This is a genomic window from Streptomyces sp. NBC_01190, from assembly GCF_045039895.1.
Lineage (GTDB): Bacteria > Actinomycetota > Actinomycetes > Streptomycetales > Streptomycetaceae > Actinacidiphila.
The window spans coordinates 7,162,866-7,183,653 of the sequence record NZ_CP108580.1; the positions used below are offsets into that span (position 1 = coordinate 7,162,866).

A 20,788-nucleotide genomic window follows, 5' to 3' on the forward strand; every position below is an offset into this window, starting at 1 on the left:
CAGCCGTATCGGGCGAACGTGTCGTTTGACGCCCACCGCGCAGAACGGAAGTTCGGCTACCGCTTCCTGGCCGACGAAGCCCGGGCGCGGGAGTTGGTATGCGGGGGCTGGTCGGGGTTCATCATGTCGTTCGCATTCAGGGACTCCGGGAGCTTCCGCCATCCGAAGATCGCTAACTTACCCGGGCGGTTCCCAGGTCGCCATCGGCGTCCCGGCTCCCGCCGACGCTTGTGATCGCCCCGGGACGGGTCACAAGGCGTGCGGCAGTGCCTGTGCGCCTCGGTATTCTGGAACCGAACGGCATCTCGAACGGGGTTACACACCTGGGGATTGGCCGGACCTGGGGGCGGCCTTCGTCTGATCCTGTGCTCCGACCACGGTGCAGGTGACCGGGACGAAGGCCATGAGGGTGCGTCTGCTGTCGGATGCCGTCCGGCGCGGGGCGTTCGTGGAAGCGTCACATTGTCGGCGTGAGTTCTACGCGTGTCTGAGCAAGCGACGCGATGAACTGTTCGAGCTGGCGGACGCGGCGCTGTGTGCGGACGGAGCGGTGAAGTCCCCGGTGGACCTGACGCTGCTGTCCGAGCATCGCCATGGGCACGGAGCGATGTACGGCGGCTTGAACCACGGCCGGATCGACGTCGACAGGCTGCGGGCGATGCTGGCCGGGCTGACGCTTCCTCGGTGCGATGGCGGGCGCCTGGTCCTGGCGGTCGATGTGTCGCCGTGGCTTCGCTCGGCCGCGCCGTGCTCGGCCGAGCGGCTGTTCTGCCACGTCTACGGCCGGGCGAAGACGGCGTCGCAGTTCATCCCGGGCTGGCCCTACTCCTTTGTGGCCGTTCTGGAGCCGGGTGTCACGTCCTGGACCGCGATCCTGGACGCGTTTCGGCTCGGCCCGGCGGACGATGCGAGGGCGATCACCGCCGCGCGGTTGAGTTGAGGGGTGTGGTCGAGTGGCTCATCGCCGCGGGGCGATAGCAAGCCGGGGACCCGCCTATCGTGATCGTCAGCGATGCGGGCTACGACGTCACCCGTCTGGCCTGGGTCCTGCGGGATCTGCCGGTCGAGCTGGTCGGCCGGGTCCGCTCCGACCGGGCGATGCGGCTGCCGAAGTCGCCACGGATGCACGGCGTCAATGGCCGGCTGCCCAAGCACGGTCCGGAGTTCCGCTTCACCGAGCCGGAGACCTGGCCCGAGCCCGCGATCACTACCGTCACGGAGACGACCAACTACGGCAAGGCCGCGGGGATTCCGCTGGCGATGACACGAGTCGACGGCGTCCTGGCCAGGTGCTGCTGGCTGCCCGACGGGCAGGGGTTGATCGTGATGGGCGCCCACGGTCTGTACGGGTACGACTTCGTTACGCCCCTGACCTGACCCTTTGGTTCGCCGGAATTACAGCCGAGCCCCCGACCCCGCGCGCCCCGCCAGGGCGGATGAGGTTTTCGGCGGGGGCGGGGGCAGGGGCCGGTCCTGGCGGGGCTGTCGGAGGGGTGGTGGGGGTTACCGGAGGCCGAAGGCCCGGGTGATGGTCTGGGTGACGCCGCCGCCGTTGCGCTGCTCGGCGGTGACCCGGATGGACACGTAGCCGGCGTGGCTCGGCGCGCCGAGGGACGTCGTCCAGGTGCCGTTCTTCCGCTTCAGGTCCGCCCGGTGCCAGGAGGCCCCGTCGTCGTAGGAGACCTGGAGCCCGACCGAGGAGGGCGCGTCCTGGGCGGAGGCACTGCCGAGGACCACGGGGGTGACGGAGAACTCCGCCGTCCGCTTCGCCCGCCCCGCGAGGTCGAGGTCGATTCCGTAGTCGAGTTGGACCAGCGGAATGGCCGCGGCCTGCACGTCCGCCGCCGGAGCACCCGAGTCGAAACTCCATTCGGTGTGCGTGGTGGTGGAGTACGGACTCAGCGCGGTGCTCCCGGCCGTGTCGACGACCAGCCGGTACGGCAGTTTCCGTGCCGCCAGGTCACCGACGCCGAACGTGGGGACGACACCGCCCTGGGTGAGCAGCCGGTCGCCCTGGTAGAGCGAGAAACTCCGCGTCATCAGGCCGGAATCGCCGCTGTGGGCGGATCCTCCGTCGCCGAAGGCCATGATGTAGCCGCTCATGGAGTTCTCGCCGCGGTACGGAATCTCCTCGCTGACCATGCGGGGCCGGATGACGGGTCCGAACCAGTGGTCCTTCTGTACGCTGCCCGGCCGGTAGCTCGTCACATCGGTGTAGGTCCGCCAGCCGTCGATGGAGGCGTACTGCTGCCACTTGACGCCGTCTCCGGCGGAGACGTAGTCGGTGCGCGGGCCCGGGGCGACCCGTTCCGACGGGAATGGCGCGACCCGCACCTCCCCGTACACGGCGAGCGGGTTGGCGGCCGGCCCGTACTCGTACGCCGGGCTGTCCTCCCGGCTCTCCACGACCTGCTCGCCGGACGACGGGGCGAAGTCGAGATCGATACGGGCGAGATCGCGGGGGTCCGTCGCGGCCGAGGGGTCGGCGGGCACTCCGCCGTTGTGGTAATCCGCCAGGTCGTAGAGGTACTTCGGTGAGGGATGGGCCTCGACCGACAGGGGCACCACGTTCTTCCGGGCGGCGCCGATCTTCTTGATCAGCGCTTCGCCCTCGTCGAGGCTGACCGTGGCGACCGGGATCTGTCCGGTGGTCAGGCCGTCGGGGTCGCCGTACCAGTCGCTCAACCGGCCGTCGTCCTCGTTGACCACGACCAGCATCGCCGCCCCGGCGGCGTGCGCCGCGGCGGCCTGGTCCGCTGGGGTCACGTCGGCGCTGCCGCGTACCACCACGGCCTTGCCGCGCGCCGCCAGACCCGCGTACGCGGCCGGTGCGCCGGTACCGGCGAAGACCGCGTCCAGGTGCCGGGTGCCGTCCGGCAGTTGCGGGGTGCCGGGCTGGACCAGCGGGGCGTCGGCGAGGCGGTGTCCGCCGTAGCCGATCTCCAGCGGGGGCTGCTGGGCCCGGATCCGGGTGGTGAAGACGAAGCTGCCCTGCTTCACCTTGCCCCCGGTCGGCAGCGCCCACAGGCTGTCATAGGCGGCCGACGGCCAGATGATCTGGTGCAGCGCCTGTGTGTCGTTCGGCGTCGGCTCGGCCGAGGTGAAGGAGCGGTAGATGTCGATCCTGCTGGCGACGACGCTGGTGGGTTTGGCGGTCGCCACCTTCACCTGCCGGACGCGCGAGGCGTCGAGATCCACGGTGCGGTCGGCCGTCAGGTCGACCTCGGGAGCGGTCAGCAGCGCGTATCCGAGGGAGTGGGAGCCGTGCAGGCCCTGGATGTCCGCCTCGGAGACGACCGTGTAGGTGCCGGGTGCCCAGCGGCTGGTGAGCGTCCCGTCCTGGACCCACATCGCGTGGGTCCGGCCGTCGGCGCCGGTTATCTCGACCTCGCCGCTCGTGGGACGGCCCTTCCCGTCCTTCAGCCGGATGGTGAGGCCGTGTTTCTCGGACTCGACCGAGACCCCCACGGCCGTGTGCACGGCCCCGCTCGCCCAGGCCGCGGTCACCTGGGCCGCGTACTGGCCCGGTGCCAGGCCCTTGGGGCTCACCACGACGTCGACTGTCGACGACCCGTGCGCCGGTACGGTGACCTGGTCCGCCGCCAGGGCGAACACCCTCGCCGGTGAGCTGCCGGGGTTGACCGAGAGGTTCAGGGCGACGGCTTCGGCGCCGGTGTTGGTGAACGTGATCGCGCGCGTGACCGGCTTCGGCTGCTTGCCGGGCGCCCAGGGGACCAGCCCCGCGTCCACCGAGCCGGTGGCGACCACACGGTCCTGGAAGTAGGCGGCGGCCGCGTTCAGCCGGCCGGTACCGGCCTGATAGGGGCTGTAGTCGGGGGTCGGCGTGCTGGAGCTCATCAACGCGTCCTTGAGCTGCTGCCCGGTCCAGTCGGGGTGCTTCTGGGCCAGCAGCGCCGCGGCGCCGGCGACGTGGGGCGTCGCCATGGAGGTGCCGCTCTCGGTGATGTAGTAGCCGTCCCCGTCGCTCATGTACTGCGAGCGCGCCGCCAGTACGTCCACCCCGGGAGCGGTCATGTCTGGCTTGAGCCCGTCATCACCCATCCGCGGCCCGGCCGCGGAGAAGTCGGCGAGGTGGTCGGAGGAGTCCACCGCTCCGACGGTGAGCGCGGCGTCCGCGGTTCCCGGCGAGGTCACGCTGTAGGGACCGTTCCCGGTGTTGCCAGCGGCGATGACGAAGAGCGCACCGGTCTCGGCGCTCAACTGGTTCACCGCCTGGCTCAGCGGATCGTCCTGGGTGTGCAGTTCCGTGGTGCCCAGGCTCATGCTGACGACCTTGGCGTGTTCGGTCTCCGCCGCCCACTCCATGCCCGCGATGATCCCCGACGTCGCACCCGATCCGGTGTTGTCGAGCACCTTGCCGATCAGCAGATCGGCGTCCGGGGCGACGCCCCGCTCCTTGCCGTCGGAGGCCGCGCCGGTCCCGGCGACGGTGGAGGCGGTGTGGGTGCCGTGGCCGAAGTGGTCGACGGTGTCCTCACCCGGGATGAAGCTCTTGGCCGCGACCACCCGGTTCACCAGGTCCGGGTGGGTGGCGTCCACCCCGGTGTCCAGGACCGCCACCCGCACGCCGGTGCCAGTACCGCCGGCCGCCCACACCGCGGGGGCGCCGATCTGGGCCGTGCTGTCGGCGAGGGTCGCCGTCGCCTTGCTGTCGAGCCATACCTTGTCGACCCCGTCGGTGAAGGACGGTGCCGCGGCGGTGGCCGAACCGGCCACGGTGTGCGCGGTGTGCGCGGTGTTCGCGGTGGCCGCCGAGTCCGCTGTCCCGGTGGTGCGCGCCGCCGACGACAGCCGGGCGTCCGGCTGGCCGGCGCCGGTGAGGGCGGACCAGAAGGCGGCGGACGCGGACCGGTCGGCCCGTACCGCCGCGCCGTTGACGGCGGGCAGGCTCAGCGTGGTCCGGGCGCCGGGCAGGTCGCCGCCGGGCGCCGGAGCGGCCGGGCGCCCGGCGGCGCCGGACGTGAGGGCGGCCTGGGTCGCGCTGCGGGTGACGATCAGCGGGAGTTCCCCGCTGTGCGCGTCGTCGTAGCCCTGGGCCAATAGCTGGGTTACGTCGAAGAGTTGCTGGTCGAGCCGGCCGGTCGCGATGTACGCCATGGCCTCGTCCGGGTACACATAGGTGTCCCCGTCCTCGATCGCGGTGCGCACCGATCCGGGGGCGCCCGGCGGGCGCTGGATGGCGTCCACCGAGAGGGACCCGCCTGCCCCCGGAGTCACCGTCACCTTGTCGCCGGTGATCAGCGTCACCGTGACCGGCGCGGGAGCCGGGTGGCCGGTCACCGCCGCCGCGGGGGGTCCCGGTGGATCGGCGCTGTGGGCCTGGACGGGGATGACCAGGCCGGCGAGCACGGCGATGCCGACGGCCACAGCGGATCTTCGGTTGGATGGGAGCTTCACGGCGCCTCCAGAGACGGGGATCGCCGAATTTGATCATGTTGAAAATGGCATGACAAGATCTTGAAATCCTGCGGACCTCTGATGTAACGCAAGTTTCACGTACCACCGGTCGGTGCGCGGTTGTTCGGCGAGATGCCGGGGCGCCGGCAAGGAGGCGGAAACATACTGACGATTCGTCATACGCGAGCCGGAGACGCTGGCGCCCTCGCCTCCGCCGTCCGGGATTTCAGTGGCGGAATACGGCGAGGCGTTTCTTTTTGATCGCCGGGCTGACCAGATGAAGAGCGCGAGGGTTTGACATGTTCGCGAGACTGCCTGCTGTTGAAGCCTGTACAGTGTCGGCGCCATGATCCATTCATTGGGGAGACAACGTGCGGCGCGCTGCGGGGACACGATCGGCACTACAGGTCTGGCTGAGTCGGATCGGAATCCAGCGTCGCTCGGCTGCGGGGGACTGCGCCGACCTGGACGCGGGGGAGACCCTGATCGTGGCCGCGCACAGCAAATCCATCGGCGGCCAGTCGACGCCCCGGACGGCGTTCGGCGCGCTGCATCTGACAGCGGGTCAGGCTCCCTTGTGGGGGCGGGGACCGGCCGGTACGAAGCAGCGGGTCACTCTGGCGCCCCCGTTGTCGCTGGAGGGCGAGGGTGAGAGGGTTCCGCTGATGCGAAAGTTCCGCGGGTACACCCTTGTGACGGGCGACGGATCATACGACGTGGTGCTGCCGGAAGCCGACACCGTCCTGGTGCGCCACGCCCTGGGCACGGTGGAGGTGAACGCCGCGACCGCCGAGTGAAATCGGCCCGGGCGCGGGTGCCGGGGCAGGAGTCACAGTAGGCCCGGACGGACCGTCGCGCCGACCGGGGCCCGGGCGGCCAGCTCCTGCGCCTGGCCCAGCAGCGCCAGACCGGTCCGGCCGCGCAGGCCGAGCCGGCTGAACGACGTCTCCCGCCTCACCCCGCTCCGGTATCTGGTCGACGCGATCAGGGACGCCTTCCTGGGCCACTTCGCCACCGCCGCGGTGGCGGAAGGCGCCGGGGTGGGCCTCGGTCTCGCGGCGGTCTCGCTGGCTCTGGGCACCTATGTCTTCTGCCGGGAGAATGTCTGAGCCGCGGTCACGTCCCCCCGACCGGGGCGTCATGCGCGGGCCGGGGGCGGTCCCCGGCCTTTGCGGTCGCAGGGCTCGGCGTCGCTGCCGAGGCCGAGCGAGAAGCGGTTCGCTCGGTTGGAGGTGGAACGGCTCTGGTGGCGGTGTCTGTGGGGGCAGTTGGGCGCTCGTCTTGGTGTTGTTGACTCGCCCTGGGTCGTGTAGACTAACTTGGGGTTTCGTCTGGACCCGCTGCCGCAGCAGCCGCAGCATACTGGCCATCGCCCGCCGCGGCACCGGCCTGGGCACGTACCGCTGGGTCGTCGAACCACGGCGGCAGTCACGACCTCGGCCGTAGAACGGAACCGCGCGCGACCCCGCTTCCGTCCACACGAGGCGGTGCGGGGTGCGCGCGGGGGCCGTGTTCACACCGTGGTCAGCCCATCGGGCGGTGCAGCATGGCGGTGGCCCGAACAGCCGCCTCGCCCGCGGCTTCCCTGGCGCAGGCGAGGGTCCGGGCGGTCTCGTCGGCGTTCTCTTCGAGGGCTTTGGTGATGTCGGCCTGGGAGAGCCACCGCAGTGCTGCCTGTAATTGCGTCAGCGCGTGGCGGAGAGCGTCGAGTGCGGACGGCTGGACGGCGTGGACCGGCTGCCGGGGCTGCGGCGCGTCGGATGCGAGTTGCCTCACCAGGACGATCAGTTCCTCCTGCGACAGCTCCTTCTCGTCCCTGCGGGGGAGCCGTTGCACTATCCCGTTGATCGCCTTCACCGTGACCGACGTCCGGGTTGCCTCCTTGATGGTCTCGTGGACGGCGATCGACGTCTCGGCGCCGTAGTCCTTGGTGATGGGGTTGAGGGCGCCGGCGGCCTTCTTCCCGATGGCCGGCACCCGCTGGTGCGCGGGCGCGGTGTCCGCGTGGTCGACATGGGCCGTGTCTGCACGTGCAGACAACAGCTCCCCGATCGCGTAGGAGGTCATCTCCTCGTACGCGGTGGGCCGGGACTTGTGGAAGACGTCCTGGACGAAGTCCGCGAAGGTGGCGTGAGTCGCGCGGTACAGGCGCCTGTTGTTGATGTTGGCCATGGCCTTGCCCATGACCCACCACGCGTCCTCGAACTGCCGGATGCCCCGCATGCAGAGCGCGAGGATCCGCTCCTCGTCCTCACTGAGGTCGCCGGTCGCGTCCACGGTCTCGACGGGGTCCGGCAGGTCGGAGAGGGCGAGAGTCCCCTCGTGCCGGCCGGTCGGGAGGGCGGCGCCGCCGTGGCCGACGGGTGTGGCGCTGGGCGCCGCCCGCAGACTCCCCTCCGTCGCCGGGGCGTTGCCGGTGGCACCGCGAGCGGGGCTTTCCTTCTGAGGGATGTGCGTACTGATCACAGCAGGCCTCGTTCTTCCATGGGATTGACCAGTTGATCGAGTCGGGGATCCCGCGCCGGGTTCCGTCCCGCTCTCGTTCGCCCAGGTGTTCCGGAGTGGTTGGTGTGAGCCCCTGTCCTCTCGGTGCCACGCCGCACCGACGTCTTCACGCTCCGGTTCCGCCGGCGCGGTGTGCCGGTGTGGACCGTGCCTCGCAGCCACGTACGACAAACGTCGGCTGGGCGGCGGGAAGGGGGCTGGAGGCTGCCGCGAGGGCGGTCTTCGTCTCAGTAGCCATGGAGCCCAAGGTAAATGCTGGGCGTTACGGGGAAGGGTCCCGCTGGCGCGTTCCAGGCCGCGGGGGTGGCCGGAATTGTCCGCGTGTCTTGCTCGACAGCGGCCTTCCGCGTCGTACTCGATGAGCAATTCGGGCACCGCGGCCCCGACTCGGGCCCGTTGCGCTGTGCGATCCCCTGGGGTGAACTTGACCCATTTCCGGACTATCCCGTCCGCTTTCCTTGCCCGGTGTGGAACCGCGCTCGGGGTGTCCGTACTCCGGACAGCGCGAAAGTGGCGAAAGGAGCGCGGACGAATCGACGTTCGGGGAGGTTACCGGCCATGTTTTAAAACGTCCGCGGGGCACGGGATGACGTCTGTGATTCGCCGCACAACCCGTTGCAAATTTCGTTCCTTTATGTAGGATCGCTCTCGGCAATCCGTCAGTGGCTTCGGTGTTGGGGTTTCGCGCCGGGCGGAGAATCGGCAGCCGACTGCCTGCCGCCTCTTGGAAAAGGAGCGTCATGGAAACAGCGAACGACTCCGGTGGCTCCGAGATGGAAGTGCACAGGAGGGGGATCGGCGAGCTGGGCAGTCGCGCTATCGACCTTCTGAGGCGACGCTCCCGAATATCTCGTCGTATCTAGTCCTTACGTGGGGAAAAAGGGCGTTGCGCGGACCGGCCGGCCCATCGACTACGTGTTCGTTGACCGGCGGTCCGAGGTGATCAGGGAATTCACGTGCCGGCAGCGGCGCACGGCGAGGCCGCCTGCGTGATCGAACCCGGGTCGGTCCCGACGCCGGTGCCGGAGGATGGCGGCCCGTCCCGGACGTAAGGCCCGACCGATCATGAGGAGAACGAGCGTGATCAGGCACATCGTGCTGTTCAAGTTCAAGCCCGGGATCTCGTGGGAAGCGCCGGTGGCGCAGGAAGCGGAGCGTATCTGCCGGCAAGTGGGAGCAGAGGTTCCAGAGCTGCGCGAGTGGATCGTAGGCCGCAACATTACGCCCCGTGACATCGCCTATGATCTCGCAGTGATCGGTCTCGTGGACGACGAGGAGGCCCTCCGGCGCTACCTCGTCGACCCCTTCCACCAGAAGGCGATCGCCCTCTGGCGGGAGATCAGCGACTGGGTCGTTGCGGATATCAAGGAATAGGTAGAGAACTATGCCGCCCAGCAATGCAGCCAAATGCACCTTCGTCATCGACGGTGATCTTCCCGTCGGACTCGCCATGAACGCGGTGGCCGCGCTCTCGCTCTCCGTCGGGAAGCTCACCGAAGGAATCATCGGCGACGACGTGAAGGATGCCGACGGCCTTTCCCATCGCGGGATCACCGGAATTCCGCTGCCGGTGCTGCGGGGAGACCGGGCCACGTTGCGCGACATCGTCCTGAAATCCGCCGATTTCCCCGACATCCTGGTCGTCGACTTCACGGAGGTAGCCCAGTCGTCCCGAAGCTACGACGAGTACACCGAGCGCACGAGCGAGATCGCCTCAGCGGAGATCCCGTACATCGCTGTCGCGCTGTACGGGGCCAAGTCCGCCGTGAACAAACTGACCGGCAGCCTGCAGCTGTACCGCTGACACCTCGTCGGCTCGCTCCTTTCTCGCCCACCCCCGCCGCCACGGGGGTGCGCGGTGCCACGCCCCGACCCGACCGGCCGGGTGGCGGCACGGGACACCTGTCCCGCCGGGACCTGGACAGGGGGCGAACACGCGGGGGGAACCTCGGCAAGGCGCGGGACCCCGGAGTGCCGAACCTCGGAGTGCGGAAGGCGGGTTCTTGTCCGTTTCGCGGTTGGGGTTGGGGAAGGACCGCTGGTTGTCGATGGGGGTGGCCGTCAGGCGGACGACAGGACCGGCGGAACGCCACATCCCTCACTCTCAGGAGGAACCGTGTTCACCGTATTCAACGAAGAGCTCGACCGCATCGCCCGGGACATACGCGACCGCCACTTCGCGTACATGAGGAAGGAGACCTCGGAGGCGGAACTCGCCGCGTGGCAACTGGAGCAGTTCCGCCGCAGCGTCGCCTACGTCAAGGAGAATTCCCCCTTCTACCGGCGCCACTTGGCCGACGTCGCACCCGAGTCGATCACCGCGCTGACACCGGAGCAGCTCGCCACCGTGCCGTTCACGACCAAGGACGACCTGCGCTCCGCCTTCGAGGACATGCTCTCCCAGCCGTTCAACAAGGCCTGGATCTTCTACGAGACGACCGGGACGACCGGACGCAGCACTCCCTGCCCCCGTGACAACATCGACTCCCTCAACAACAACACCACGCTCACGGTCTACTACGACACGATCCTGAGGCAGTACGGCGACCACCTCATCGTCGGAGTCTCCGGACCCACCGAACTCCACGCGTTCGGCGACACGTTCGGCGAAGTCTGCCGCAACCTCGGGCACGCCGTCGCCAAGATGTGGCCGCACTCGCCCATGGTCGGCTACGACCGGGCCCTGAAGACCCTGCGCGAACTGCCCGCCAACGCGCTGTTCAGCACCCCCGGCATGGCGCTGACCCTGGCGAAGAAGGCGCGAGCGGCCGGCCTCGACCCGCGGCGCGACTTCGGGCTGGACGTGATCATGTGCACCGGGGAGCTCGCCTCACCGAGCCTGCTGGAGAACGTCGGCGCGGTCTGGGGCGCCCGGGCCTACAACGCGCTCTACGGTTCCCAGGAGTCCTCCGTGATGGGCGCGGCCACCGCGGACGGCCTCCTGCGCACCGCCCCCCTCCTCAACGTGTACGAGGTGATCGACCCGGTCACGGGGCAGGCCGTCGAACCCGGCGCGGACGGCGTGCGCCACGGTGAACTCGTCCTCACCGCGCTCTATCAGGGCAGCAAGCCGCTGATCCGCTACCGCACCGGCGACCTGGTCCGGCTCACCCCCGCGCTCCCCGGGGCGGTCGTGCCGGCGCCGACCCTGGAGGTGCTGGGCCGCACCCGCGACGTGATGGTGATCGGCGGTCGGCGCATCAGCGGGTACGACCTGGAGGACCTGCTGCTGACACACCCCCGCGGCTACGTCGACTACCAGATCGTGATCGACGCGGCGGACGGCCGCGACACGTTGACCCTGCGCCTCGAGACGCCGGCCGACGACCCCGAGGTGCGCGTCGACGAACAGGCCGTGGCGCGGGACTGCCGCGAACGGCTCGGCGTCGAGGTCTCCTTCGAGTACGGACCCCTCGGGCCCATCACCACGACCGGGGCCATGGTCAGCTGGAAGGCCGCGCGGGTCGAGGACCGGCGCGACGGGTCGATCGACCGCGAGCGCGCGGCGGCACTCGCCCTGACGGCGGGGCGGGCCCAGTGACCACCGCGGCGGGCGAGGACCTCGCCGGGCGGGCACCGCGCACACCGGCGATCGCGGCCGTGGCCTACCACGACGGCGGCTTCGTACCGCTGCGGGATGCCCACGTGCCGGTCTCCACCCAGGCGCTCCAGTACGGCACCGGCGTCTTCGAGGGCATCAGGGCCTACGTCCAGCGCTCCACCGGCACCCTGTCCGTGTTCCGGGCCCGCGAGCACTTCGAGCGGCTCCTGCGCAGTGCGCGCATGCTGCGCCTGGATGTCGGACTCGACGTGCGGCAGCTGTGCGACGTGACGACCGAGCTGTTGCGCCGCGGCGGGCTCACCGACGACACCTACGTCCGCCCGCTGGCGTACAAGCGCGCTCTGATGCCCGGCACGCCGCCCGGGGTGCAACTGCGGGGCGTCACCGACGCGTTGTCGGTCATCGCCTTCCGGATGGGCTCCTACGGCAACCGCGGCGGCATCCGGTGCGCCATCAGTTCCTGGCGCCGCCCCGCGTCCAGCGTGCTGCCCGTGCGGGCCAAGGTCACCGGCGGGTACGTCAACAACGCGCTGGCCGTGGACGAGGCGCACGCCGCCGGGTACGACGACGCCATCCTGCTGAACGACGCGGGGCGCGTCACCGAGGCCAGCACATCCAACGTGTTCGCGGTGGTGCGGGGGCGGCTCGTCACCCCCCCGGTCGCCGCGGGCCTGTTGGAGGGCATCACCCGCGACACGGTGGTCCGCCTCGCCGCGGACGCCGGCCTGCCGACCGAGTTCGCCGACCTCGAACGGGACGACCTGTTCGCCGCGGACGAGGTCTTCCTCACCGGGACCGGGGCCGAGATCGTGCCCGTGACCGAGATCGCGGGCCGGGCGGTCGGCGCCGCCACGGTCGGCCCCCTCACGTCGCGGCTCATGGAGGCCTACCAGGACACGGTGCGCGGGGACGACCCCCGGCACGCGGACTGGCTGCTGCCGGTCCGCTGAGGACCGGATCGTGTCCGTACCGGTCAACGCGTCACGAACGGAGAGATCGCGCATGCCCTCCACCCTGCACGAGAATTGGATCGGTACCGGAGCCGACAAGGGCACCGTCGCCCGCATCGCCACACTGGGGCCCCCCGGGACCAGCAGCGAACAGGCTGCCCTGTGCCTCTGGCTCGGCCGCGGGACGAGCGGCCCGGCCTCCATACAACTGCACGACACCTATGAGGAGGCCTGCGCCGCGCTCCACGACGGGGCGGCGAGCCACCTCCTGGTCGCCAACGCCTACCCCCACATCAACACGTTCTACATGTCGCCAAAACTGCAACTGGCCGGCGCCTTCATCTTCGACACGCCCCCCTACGGCATCGCCGCCCCGCACGGACACACCGTCAGGGGCCGTCCCCGTATCGCCACCCACTCCGCGCCCGTTCCGCTCATCGAGGAGCTCATCCCCGACGAGTACCGCGAGGCGGAGCTGGTGCTCGCCGACTCCACGAGCGCGGCGGCGGTCAAGGCGCGCGAGCGGGAAACCGACCTGGCCCTGACCACCGAGCCGGCGGCCAAGGCGAACTCCCTCTGCTTCATCTCCCGCACCCGCTCCATCCGGATGCTCTGGTCCGTCTTCCGGCTCGGCGCCGCGGACTGACGACGACCCGCCGCGGTCACGGTCCCGTGCGTGCCGCCCGGACGCCGCAAGCACGGGACCGCGCCACAGCGCCCCAGGCACCACCGGCCCCAGGGAAGGACTCCCCGCACATGCTGCTGATCGACCGAGAGACGGTACGCCGGCTGTACCCGATGGAATTAGCCGTCGACGTGATGACGGAGGCCATGCGGCGCTACAGCGCGGGGCTGACCGACCAGCCCCTGCGGACCATCCTGCGGCCCGCGTCCGACGATGGCCTGCTCGGGACCATGCCGGGTCATGTCAGCGGCGACGACCTCGCGGGCTTCGGGCTCAAGGCCATGGTCCTCAAGCCCGGCAACCCGGCGCGGGGCCTCGATCTGCACATCGGTGTCGTCATGGTGTTCCGTCCGGATACGGGGGAGCCCCTGGCGCTGATGGACGCCGGCGCCGTCACGGAGATCCGAACCGCCGCCGTCTCGGCCGTCGCGACGGACACGTTCGCCGCGGCCGGCGCCGGCGACCTGGCGATCTTGGGCTCGGGAGTGCAGGCGCGCGGCCATCTGGAGGCACTGCGGACGGTGCGCGCGCTCCGCCGCGTCCGGGTGTGGAGCCGCACTCCCGAACACGCGGAGGCCTACCGGCAGTGGGCCGAGGCGGAGTTCGGCCTGCGGGTGGAGACCGCTCCGACACCCGCGGCGGCGGTTCGCGGCGCGGACATCGTCTGCACGACGACCGCCTCCCGCGAACCCCTCCTCGACGCGGGGGACATCAGCGCGGGCGCGCACGTCAACGCCGTGGGTGCCTCCTTCGTCGACCACCGGGAGCTCTCGTCCGCGGCCGTCGCGGGCGCCCGGCTCTTCGTGGACAGCCGCGAGTCGGCCCTCGCCGAGTCCGGTGACCTCCGCCGACCGCTCGAGGAGGGCCTGGTCACCCACGGCCACATCCTCGCCGAACTGGGCGAGGTGCTCCTCGGCAAGCACCCCGGCAGGACGGACGCAGGCGAGATCACGCTCTACAAGTCCCTGGGGCTCGGCGTCCAGGACGTCATGTCGGGTTACGCCATCGCCCGGGCCGCCGAGGAGCAGCGGCTGGGCCTGAGCTTCAGCCTCGACTGACGGTGAGGATGCGACGCGGTGCCGCGGCGGGTGGGTCCGGCCCTCCGAGCGACTGACGTCCCGACCGTCCTGTTCGGTGATCGTCGGCTCGCCGGGCATTACGACGCACCGCAAGCCTGGTCGCTCCCCGCCCGGGCCCGGACGCTCTCCGCCCACGCCCGAACGCGTCCGGCGGCGCCCCTCGCGCCGCCGTGGAAGGAAGCCCTCCCATGAGCAGTTCCCCTCCCGCGCCCCGCGGCGCCCTCGACGGCATTCCCGCCTACGTCCCCAAGCCGCCCCAACCGCCGTCCGAAGGCCCCTCCTACCGTCTCTTCCTCAACGAGAACCCGTACCCCCCGCTGCCCTCCGTGCGCGACGCCGTCCTCGCCGCCTCCGCCGGCAGCAACCACTATCCCGAGATCTTCCCCACGCGGCTGGCGGGAGCTTTGGCGGCCAAGTACGACGTCCCGCTCAGCCACGTCGTCACCGGCCCCGGCTCGGTCGGCATCTACCAGCAGATCGGCCAGGCGTTCCTGGAACCGGGCGACGACGTCGTCTACGCCTGGCCCTCCTTCGAGGCCTATCCGATCATGACGCGGATGGCGGGCGCGCGCCCCGTCGAAGTGCGGTTGCGCGACCACACGCACGACCTCGACGCCCTCGCCGCGGCGATCACCCCCCGTACCCGCGCCGTTCTGCTGTGCGAGCCGAACAATCCCACCGGCACGGCGGTGGGGGCCAAGGCACTCGAAGCGTTCCTGGACAGGGTCCCCGGGGACGTCCTCGTCGTCCTCGACGAGGCCTACGTGGAGTTCAGCCGGTCCGAGGACGCGGTGGACGGTGTCGCCCTGCACCGGGAGCGGCCGAACCTGATCACGCTGCGGACCTTCTCCAAGGCGTACGGGCTGGCCGCCTGGCGGGTCGGCTACGGTTTCGCGGACCCGGCCGTGGCGGAGGCGCTGCGCAAGTGCGCCGTGCCCTGCGGCGTCGGGCGCGTCGCGGAGGAGGCCGCGCTGTTCTCGCTCACCGTCGAGGACGAACTGCTGGCGCGCGTCGAGGAGATCGCGAAGGAACGGGACCGGCTGCGCGACCGTCTGCTCGCCCAGGGCTGGCCCGTCGTGCCGAGCGACACGAACTTCCTGTGGCTCCCCCTGGGTGACGGTGCCGACGCCTTCGCCCACGCGCTGGAGGCGCACGGCGTGCTGACGCGCTCCTTCCCCGGGGACGGCGTGCGGGTCACGGTGGGCGGCCGGGAGGCCGACGACCTCCTGGTGTCGGTCACGGCCGGCCTGGCGCGCGAACAGGACGCGGACTCTTCCTGAACCCGCCCGCGGCCGCCGCCGGTTCAGGCGGCCGCGACGGCAACCGGACACGCGGCGAATCCAATTCGTCCACGGCTGACCGTTCTCCGTTGAGGCCGAACAATATTCGGAAATCAGTTTATCGTGCCATCCGGCTGATACATTGATAGGCCTTTCTGGGAACAGCGTAAGTTGAAACATCCGGTTCGCCGAACGGCGCGGCTTGAAAGAAGATACTGATGGCGGCAGAGAACCCGCAGAGCGGCACCGGTACCGCACAGACACCCCCCGCCCCCATCCATCCGGTCGGCGCCGCCGCCGCGCCGGCCGTCTCCCCGGCGGGCGGGCAACGGACCAGAACCGTGTCGATCTGCGCCGTCGTGGGCGCCGCACTGTTATGGAGCAGTTCCTTCGCCGTCACGAAGGAAGTGCTGTCCGACGTCCAGCCGTTGACCATCGGGGCGCTGCGGTTCACGCTCGCCGCGCTGGTGCTCCTGGTGTTGGTACGGCTGGCGGCCAGAAGACGCCCGGTGGAACGGCCCACCGGGCGGCAGCGCTACCTGATCTGGTTCAGCGGGTTCCTCGGCATCACGGTGTACTTCATCCTGGAGAACTTCGGCGTCAAGATGTCGACGGCATCCGACGCGTCCATCATGGCCGCCTCGTACCCGCTCATGACGATGCTGCTGGAACTGGTGCTGTTCCGCGCGCGCATGCCGGTGACACGTGTCGTCGCCGTGCTGCTCGCCGCCGCGGGCGCGTACCTCGTGGTCGACAACGGAGCGACCGTGGGCGGCAGTCGGCGCTGGAGCGGCGACATCCTGCTGCTCCTCGGAGGACTCGTCTGGGCGTTCTACAACGTGGTGTGCAAGCTCGTCGGGGGGCGGGACGCGCTCAGCCTGACCTACCAGCAGATGATCGTCGGCGCGGGGGGCTTCCTGCTCGCCTCGCTCCTGGAGGCCACCCGCTGGTCGATGCCCTCCGTCACCAGCGCGGCCCTCCTGGTGTACCTCGCGGTGGGGTGTTCGGTGGGAGGATTCCTCCTCTACAACTACGGCCTCCAGACGCTCAAGCCGTCGGTCGCCGTCAACATCCTCAACCTCGTCCCCGCCTTCGGCGTGCTGGGAGCCGTGCTCATCAACGGTGAGAGCGTCCAACTCGCCCAAGCCCTCGGCGGGATCGTCATCGTCGGGGGCGTCATGCTCGGCCTCGTCGATCGACGCCACTGAACGGCCACCCCACCGCGGCGGCGATGGATCCACGCGTCAGCGGAGGCGGACCGGCAGTTCCTCCAGCCCGTGGATGAGGCTGGAGGCACGCCACCTCAACGATGCCTCCGGCAACGCCAGTTGGAGATCGGGAAAGCGGTCGAGCAGCCGCCCGAACGCGATCTCGCCCTCCAGCCTGGCCAGCGGAGCGCCGAGGCAGTAGTGGATCCCGTGGCCGAACCCGAGGTGGCCCGAGACATCCCGGCCCACGTCCAACTGATCGGCGTCGGCGAACCGCGTGCCGTCCCGGTTCGCCGCCGACGTCGCCAGCATGACCCATTCCTTGGCGGGGATCAGGGTCCCGCCGATGGTCACCGGCTCCAGTGTGAAGCGTTCGGTCGCGTGGTTCAGCGGGTTGGCGAACCGGAGCAACTCCTCCAGGGCCGAGGGGAGGAGCGAAGCGTCCTTCCGCAGCCTGTCCAGCTCGGCGGGGTGCGTCAGGAGGGCCAGCATGCCGCCGGCGATCAGGTTCACCATGGTCTCGTGTCCCGCGACGAGCAGCAGGAAGATCATCGACAGCAGTTCGTGCTCCGTCAGTGAGTCACCGGAGTCCCGTGCCATGATCAACGCCGAGAGCAGATCGTCCGACGGTACCCGCCGGCGCTCCGCGACCTTCTGCGTGAAGTAGTCGTACATGGCCACCGCGGCCGCACGGGAGGTCTCCCGTGTCCCCTGCGAGGACAGCAGCGTCGCCGACCACGCGCGGAAGGACTCCCGGTCGTCGATCGGAATGCCGATCAGTTCGCAGATCACGGTCACGGTCAGCGGAAACGCGAACGCCTCGATCAGATCCGTCTCCGCCGGTCCTTCCGCCATCGCGCCGAGCAGCTCGTCGGTGACGGCCGAGATCCGGGGCCGCAGCGCGGCCACACGCCGCGGCGTGAAGGCCTTCACCACCAGGCGACGCAGGCGGGTGTGGTCGGGCGGATCGAGGTTGAGCATGTGCTGGTCGAGATATGCCTGCACGGGATCGACGTTGATGTCGAAGTCGTCGGGCGTCATGTGCGTCACCCAGTCCTTCGCCAGCCGCGGGTCGGCCAGTGCGGCGCGGACGTCCTCGTAGCGCGTCACGAGCCAGACCCGCAGGCCCTCGGCGGTGAGGACCTGGGTGACGGGGGCGCTCGCGCGCAGGCGCGCGAAGAGGCCCTGGGGGTCTTGGAAGAACGTGCCGTCCAGGTGCACCAGGGAGGACGGTGTTCCTTCGTGGGCGTCCAAGGGAACTCCAATCGATCGAAGCGGGGGCCCGTGCCCTCCGCGGGGTGGGGCATCGGTGGGCCGGCCCGGGCCGTGCGGGGCAGCCGCAACCCCGGATGGTCGCGGCTGCCCCGCGCGCGGTGCCGGCCGTACGTGCTCAGCGGCGGTCGGGGGCCAGCCGCTCCTCCAGCACGGCGGCGACCTCGCCCGGCGCCGCGTGGTGGTAGAAGTGCCCGCCGTCGAACACCGCGAGACGGAAGTCCGCCGACGTCAGGGACTCCCAGGCGGCCAGCCCCTCGACACTCACGCTGGGATCGTCCCGCCCGCCCATCGCGGTCATGGGCACGTCCAACGGCCCGCGGTGCGGACGGTACGTCGCCCACACCTCCAGGTCCGCGCGGAACGTGGGGAGCAGCAGCCGTACGAGTTCCGGTTGGGCGATCACCTCCTGCGAGGTGCCCTCCAGTTTGGTGATCGCCGCCCAGAGCTCGTCATCCGGCAGGTTGTACAACCGCTCTCCCTCGGAGGGCAGGTAGGGCGCCTCGAGACCGGAGACGAACAGATGCCGGGGAGGTGTGCCGCGGGCGGTGAACTCGTGCGCCAGTTCGTAACAGAGCAACGCCCCCATGCTGTGCCCGAACAGGGCGAAATCCGGCCCCGCCCGGTTGGCCAGCGGCTCCAGCAACAGGTCGACCAGCTCCGATGCGGAGCGGCGCGCCGGCTCGCGCAGGCGGCTCTCGCGGCCGGGTAGTTGCACCGGCACGACGTCGATGCCGGGCGCCAGCGACTCGGGCCAGTCGCGGAAGACCGAGGCGCCGGCTCCCGCGTGCGGCAGGCAGAACAACTGGACCGCCCCCGCGTCCAGGGCCGGTGGCGGTGCGGCCGCCGGACGGCAGGGCGGGAACCAAGTGGTGTCGCCGGTCTTCGTCACGGACCGACCACCCCCGACGGGGCGGCCGTGCCGGGTTCGTGGGCGACCGCGGCGGTCGTGCCGCCGTGCTCCCGGACGTAGTCCGCCACGCCGCGGACGGTCGGGTTCTCGAAGAACTCCGCCAGCGTCATGCTGACGTCGAAACGCCGGCCCACCTGCGTCAGGAGCCTGATCGCCAGCATGGACTGGCCGCCGACGTCGAAGAAGTTCTCGTCGGATCCGAGCCGCGGGATGGACAGCAGCTCCCCGGCGATCCCGGCGATCTCCTCCTCCACGGCGTCGGCCGCGCCGGCGGGGGCGTCCTCCGCGGACGGCGTCGCCACCGGTGACGGCAGGAGTGCCCGGTCGACCTTCGAGTTGGCGTTCTTCGGCAGCTCCGGCAGCGAGACCACCACGGACGGGACCATGTACTCGGGCAGCCTTTCGCGCAGGAACGCGAGGAGGGCGCCGCTTTCCAGGGGCGTCCGGCCCTTCGCCACGTAGTAGCTGACCAGCCTCTTGTCCCCGGACCCGGCCGGTACGTCGGCGACGGTGACCGACTCGCCGACGCCAGGGTGCTGGAGCAGCGTCGCGTCGACCTCGTTCATCTCGACCCGGAAACCGCGGATCTTGACCTGGAAGTCGGTGCGGCCGAGGAAGTCGAACGAACCATCCGGCAGCTCGCGGACGATGTCGCCGGTCGCGTACACGCGCTGGTCCGGATCCGCGGCGAAGGGATCCTTGACGAACCGCTCGGCCGTGAGGTCCTCGCGACCGAGGTAGCCGCGCGCGATGCCCTCGCCGCCCACGTAGAGCTGGCCCGCTTCCCCCGCCGGCAGGGGGCGCAGCGTGTCGTCGAGCACGTAGCAGGTCGTGTAGGGCAGGGGCCGCCCGATCGGCACCCTCAGCTGGTCCGTCGGCATCGGCGTGACACGGTGTGCCGTGGCGAGGGTGGTGCACTCCGCCGGGCCGTAGCCGTTCACCAGTGAGCAACCCTGGGCTGTCACCGCGGTGGCCTGGGGGACGGCCAGCGCGTCCCCGCCGACGAGGATCTGGGAGATGGAGGCGAAGGTGGCGGGATCGTCCGCCGCGAGCTGGTTGAAGAGCGGCGTCGCCATGACCACGGTGTCGATGCGGTTCTCCCGGAGCGCGGCTGCGAGCCGGCCGGGGGAGAGGATGGTGTCGCGGTCGAACCCCACCAGCTCCGCGCCGTTGAGCAACGCGCCCCACACCTCGATCGTCGCGGCGTCGAAGGCGGCGTTCGAGATCTGGGCCACGCGGTCGCCGGGCCCGAACGACATGTAGTCCGGGTTCCAGGTGCGCCGCGCCACGTTGCGGTGGGTGACGCAGACTCCCTTGGGCGAGCCGGACGAACCCGAGGTGTAGACGACGAACGCGAGGTCGTCGGGGCCGGCGCCGCCGTCAACCGGGACGTCGTGTCCGGCGTCCTCCCGTACGGCTTCGACGAGGTGCTCGGCCAGGGTGAGGACCGGGATGCCGAGCCCGCTCGGATCGCCGGCGCCTGCCTCGGTGAGCAGGGCCACCGGCTTGGACTCCTCCAAAATCGTGCGGATCCGAGCGGTCGGATGGCTCGGATCCAGGGCCACGTAGGCCCCGCCCGCCTTGATGGTCGCCAGCATCCCGACGATGGTGCCGAGACTGCGGTCGACATGGATGGCGACCAACCGGTCGGGTCGCACCCCGAGTTCCCGCAGCCGCGCGGCCAGGGAGCCGGTCACCCGGTCGAGTTGCCGGTAGGTCAGGGTGACGGGACCGTACGTGACGGCGGGCTCGTCCGGGCGCTCGGCGACGTGCCGCGCGAACAGGGCGCTCAACGTCGGTGGCGGGTCCGACGGAGCCAGGCGCGTCTCGTCGGTCATCGTGTTCTCGGTCTTCGTCATGGCTTCCTGTCTGCCGGAGGAGGGACACCACGGGCTGGAGAGTGAGCGGGCAGCGGT

At 70.4% G+C, this 20,788-nt stretch carries 15 protein-coding genes and 1 pseudogene; 10 read left to right on the forward strand and 6 right to left on the reverse strand.

All coding sequences use genetic code 11. The features are described from left to right. Positions 1 to 403 precede the first annotated feature (403 nt). Positions 404 to 1,332: pseudogene (locus OG519_RS30235) on the forward strand (transposase); the annotation flags it as partial. A gap of 171 nt (positions 1,333 to 1,503) precedes the next feature. Here OG519_RS30235 and OG519_RS30240 read toward each other — a convergent pair. Next, positions 1,504 to 5,388, reverse strand: a complete 3,885-nt coding sequence (locus OG519_RS30240) for a S8 family serine peptidase (RefSeq protein ID WP_405590508.1) — start codon at positions 5,386 to 5,388, stop codon at positions 1,504 to 1,506. A 518-nt stretch (positions 5,389 to 5,906) separates the two neighbouring features. Here OG519_RS30240 and OG519_RS30245 point away from each other — a divergent pair. Continuing rightward, positions 5,907 to 6,215 carry a hypothetical protein gene (locus tag OG519_RS30245; RefSeq protein WP_405590511.1) on the forward strand — a complete coding sequence of 103 codons (309 nt, stop codon included), beginning with the start codon at positions 5,907 to 5,909 and terminating at the stop codon, positions 6,213 to 6,215. Between the two features lie 32 nt (positions 6,216 to 6,247). Here OG519_RS30245 and OG519_RS30250 read toward each other — a convergent pair whose 3' ends face one another. Both OG519_RS30250 and OG519_RS30255 read right to left on the reverse strand, forming a co-directional pair. Continuing rightward, positions 6,248 to 6,376 carry a hypothetical protein gene (locus tag OG519_RS30250; RefSeq protein WP_405590513.1) on the reverse strand — a complete coding sequence of 43 codons (129 nt, stop codon included), beginning with the start codon at positions 6,374 to 6,376 and terminating at the stop codon, positions 6,248 to 6,250. A gap of 566 nt (positions 6,377 to 6,942) precedes the next feature. Then, entirely contained in the window at positions 6,943 to 7,884 is a 942-nt protein-coding gene (locus OG519_RS30255) for a hypothetical protein (protein WP_405590515.1), read from the reverse strand. Positions 7,885 to 9,003: 1,119 nt separating this feature from the next. Between OG519_RS30255 and OG519_RS30260 the strand changes: the two genes are divergently transcribed. The 8 genes from OG519_RS30260 (at position 9,004) to OG519_RS30295 (ending at position 16,687) form a co-directional block, all read left to right on the forward strand. Then, complete coding sequence (locus tag OG519_RS30260) at positions 9,004 to 9,297, forward strand: Dabb family protein (protein WP_405590518.1); 294 nt, start codon at positions 9,004 to 9,006, stop codon at positions 9,295 to 9,297. A 10-nt stretch (positions 9,298 to 9,307) separates the two neighbouring features. Further along, the gene (locus tag OG519_RS30265) at positions 9,308 to 9,727 is read left to right on the forward strand and encodes a DUF2000 domain-containing protein (RefSeq protein ID WP_405590520.1); all 420 of its coding nucleotides are present in this window, start codon (positions 9,308 to 9,310) and stop codon (positions 9,725 to 9,727) included. Between the two features lie 312 nt (positions 9,728 to 10,039). Beyond that, positions 10,040 to 11,464 carry a phenylacetate--CoA ligase family protein gene (locus OG519_RS30270; RefSeq protein WP_405590523.1) on the forward strand — a complete coding sequence of 475 codons (1,425 nt, stop codon included), beginning with the start codon at positions 10,040 to 10,042 and terminating at the stop codon, positions 11,462 to 11,464. Next, the gene (locus OG519_RS30275) at positions 11,461 to 12,435 is read left to right on the forward strand and encodes a branched-chain amino acid transaminase (protein ID WP_405590526.1); all 975 of its coding nucleotides are present in this window, start codon (positions 11,461 to 11,463) and stop codon (positions 12,433 to 12,435) included. The genes OG519_RS30270 and OG519_RS30275 overlap by 4 nt, the downstream gene beginning before the upstream one ends. 52 nt (positions 12,436 to 12,487) lie before the next feature. Then, complete coding sequence (locus OG519_RS30280) at positions 12,488 to 13,081, forward strand: hypothetical protein (RefSeq protein ID WP_405590529.1); 594 nt, start codon at positions 12,488 to 12,490, stop codon at positions 13,079 to 13,081. Positions 13,082 to 13,191: 110 nt separating this feature from the next. After that, positions 13,192 to 14,178 carry an ornithine cyclodeaminase family protein gene (locus tag OG519_RS30285; RefSeq protein WP_405590531.1) on the forward strand — a complete coding sequence of 329 codons (987 nt, stop codon included), beginning with the start codon at positions 13,192 to 13,194 and terminating at the stop codon, positions 14,176 to 14,178. A gap of 209 nt (positions 14,179 to 14,387) precedes the next feature. After that, the gene (locus tag OG519_RS30290) at positions 14,388 to 15,479 is read left to right on the forward strand and encodes a histidinol-phosphate transaminase (RefSeq protein ID WP_405590533.1); all 1,092 of its coding nucleotides are present in this window, start codon (positions 14,388 to 14,390) and stop codon (positions 15,477 to 15,479) included. Positions 15,480 to 15,697: 218 nt separating this feature from the next. Then, positions 15,698 to 16,687, forward strand: coding sequence for a DMT family transporter (locus OG519_RS30295; RefSeq protein ID WP_405590536.1), 990 nt, complete (start codon positions 15,698 to 15,700; stop codon positions 16,685 to 16,687). A gap of 36 nt (positions 16,688 to 16,723) precedes the next feature. On the opposite strand, the gene OG519_RS30300 is transcribed toward OG519_RS30295, so the two are convergent. The 3 genes from OG519_RS30300 to OG519_RS30310 all read right to left on the reverse strand — a co-directional run bounded on the left by OG519_RS30300 (position 16,724) and on the right by OG519_RS30310 (position 20,731). Further along, positions 16,724 to 17,941, reverse strand: coding sequence for a cytochrome P450 (locus tag OG519_RS30300; protein WP_405590539.1), 1,218 nt, complete (start codon positions 17,939 to 17,941; stop codon positions 16,724 to 16,726). A gap of 136 nt (positions 17,942 to 18,077) precedes the next feature. Continuing rightward, positions 18,078 to 18,851 carry a thioesterase II family protein gene (locus OG519_RS30305; RefSeq protein WP_405590542.1) on the reverse strand — a complete coding sequence of 258 codons (774 nt, stop codon included), beginning with the start codon at positions 18,849 to 18,851 and terminating at the stop codon, positions 18,078 to 18,080. After that, the gene (locus OG519_RS30310; protein ID WP_405590545.1) at positions 18,848 to 20,731 is read right to left on the reverse strand and encodes an amino acid adenylation domain-containing protein; all 1,884 of its coding nucleotides are present in this window, start codon (positions 20,729 to 20,731) and stop codon (positions 18,848 to 18,850) included. The genes OG519_RS30305 and OG519_RS30310 overlap by 4 nt, the downstream gene beginning before the upstream one ends. Positions 20,732 to 20,788 lie beyond the last annotated feature (57 nt).

What these genes read in the sequence shown, in the direction of transcription:
- OG519_RS30265 (WP_405590520.1), top strand. Translation starts at nt 9,308, where the DNA reads ATGCCGCCCAGCAATGCAGCCAAATGCACCTTCGTCATCGACGGTGAT.
- OG519_RS30290 (WP_405590533.1), top strand. Translation starts at nt 14,388, where the DNA reads ATGAGCAGTTCCCCTCCCGCGCCCCGCGGCGCCCTCGACGGCATTCCC.
- OG519_RS30285 (WP_405590531.1), top strand. Translation starts at nt 13,192, where the DNA reads ATGCTGCTGATCGACCGAGAGACGGTACGCCGGCTGTACCCGATGGAA.
- OG519_RS30295 (WP_405590536.1), top strand. Translation starts at nt 15,698, where the DNA reads ATGGCGGCAGAGAACCCGCAGAGCGGCACCGGTACCGCACAGACACCC.
- OG519_RS30310 (WP_405590545.1), bottom strand. Translation starts at nt 20,731, where the DNA reads ATGACGAAGACCGAGAACACGATGACCGACGAGACGCGCCTGGCTCCG.
- OG519_RS30280 (WP_405590529.1), top strand. Translation starts at nt 12,488, where the DNA reads ATGCCCTCCACCCTGCACGAGAATTGGATCGGTACCGGAGCCGACAAG.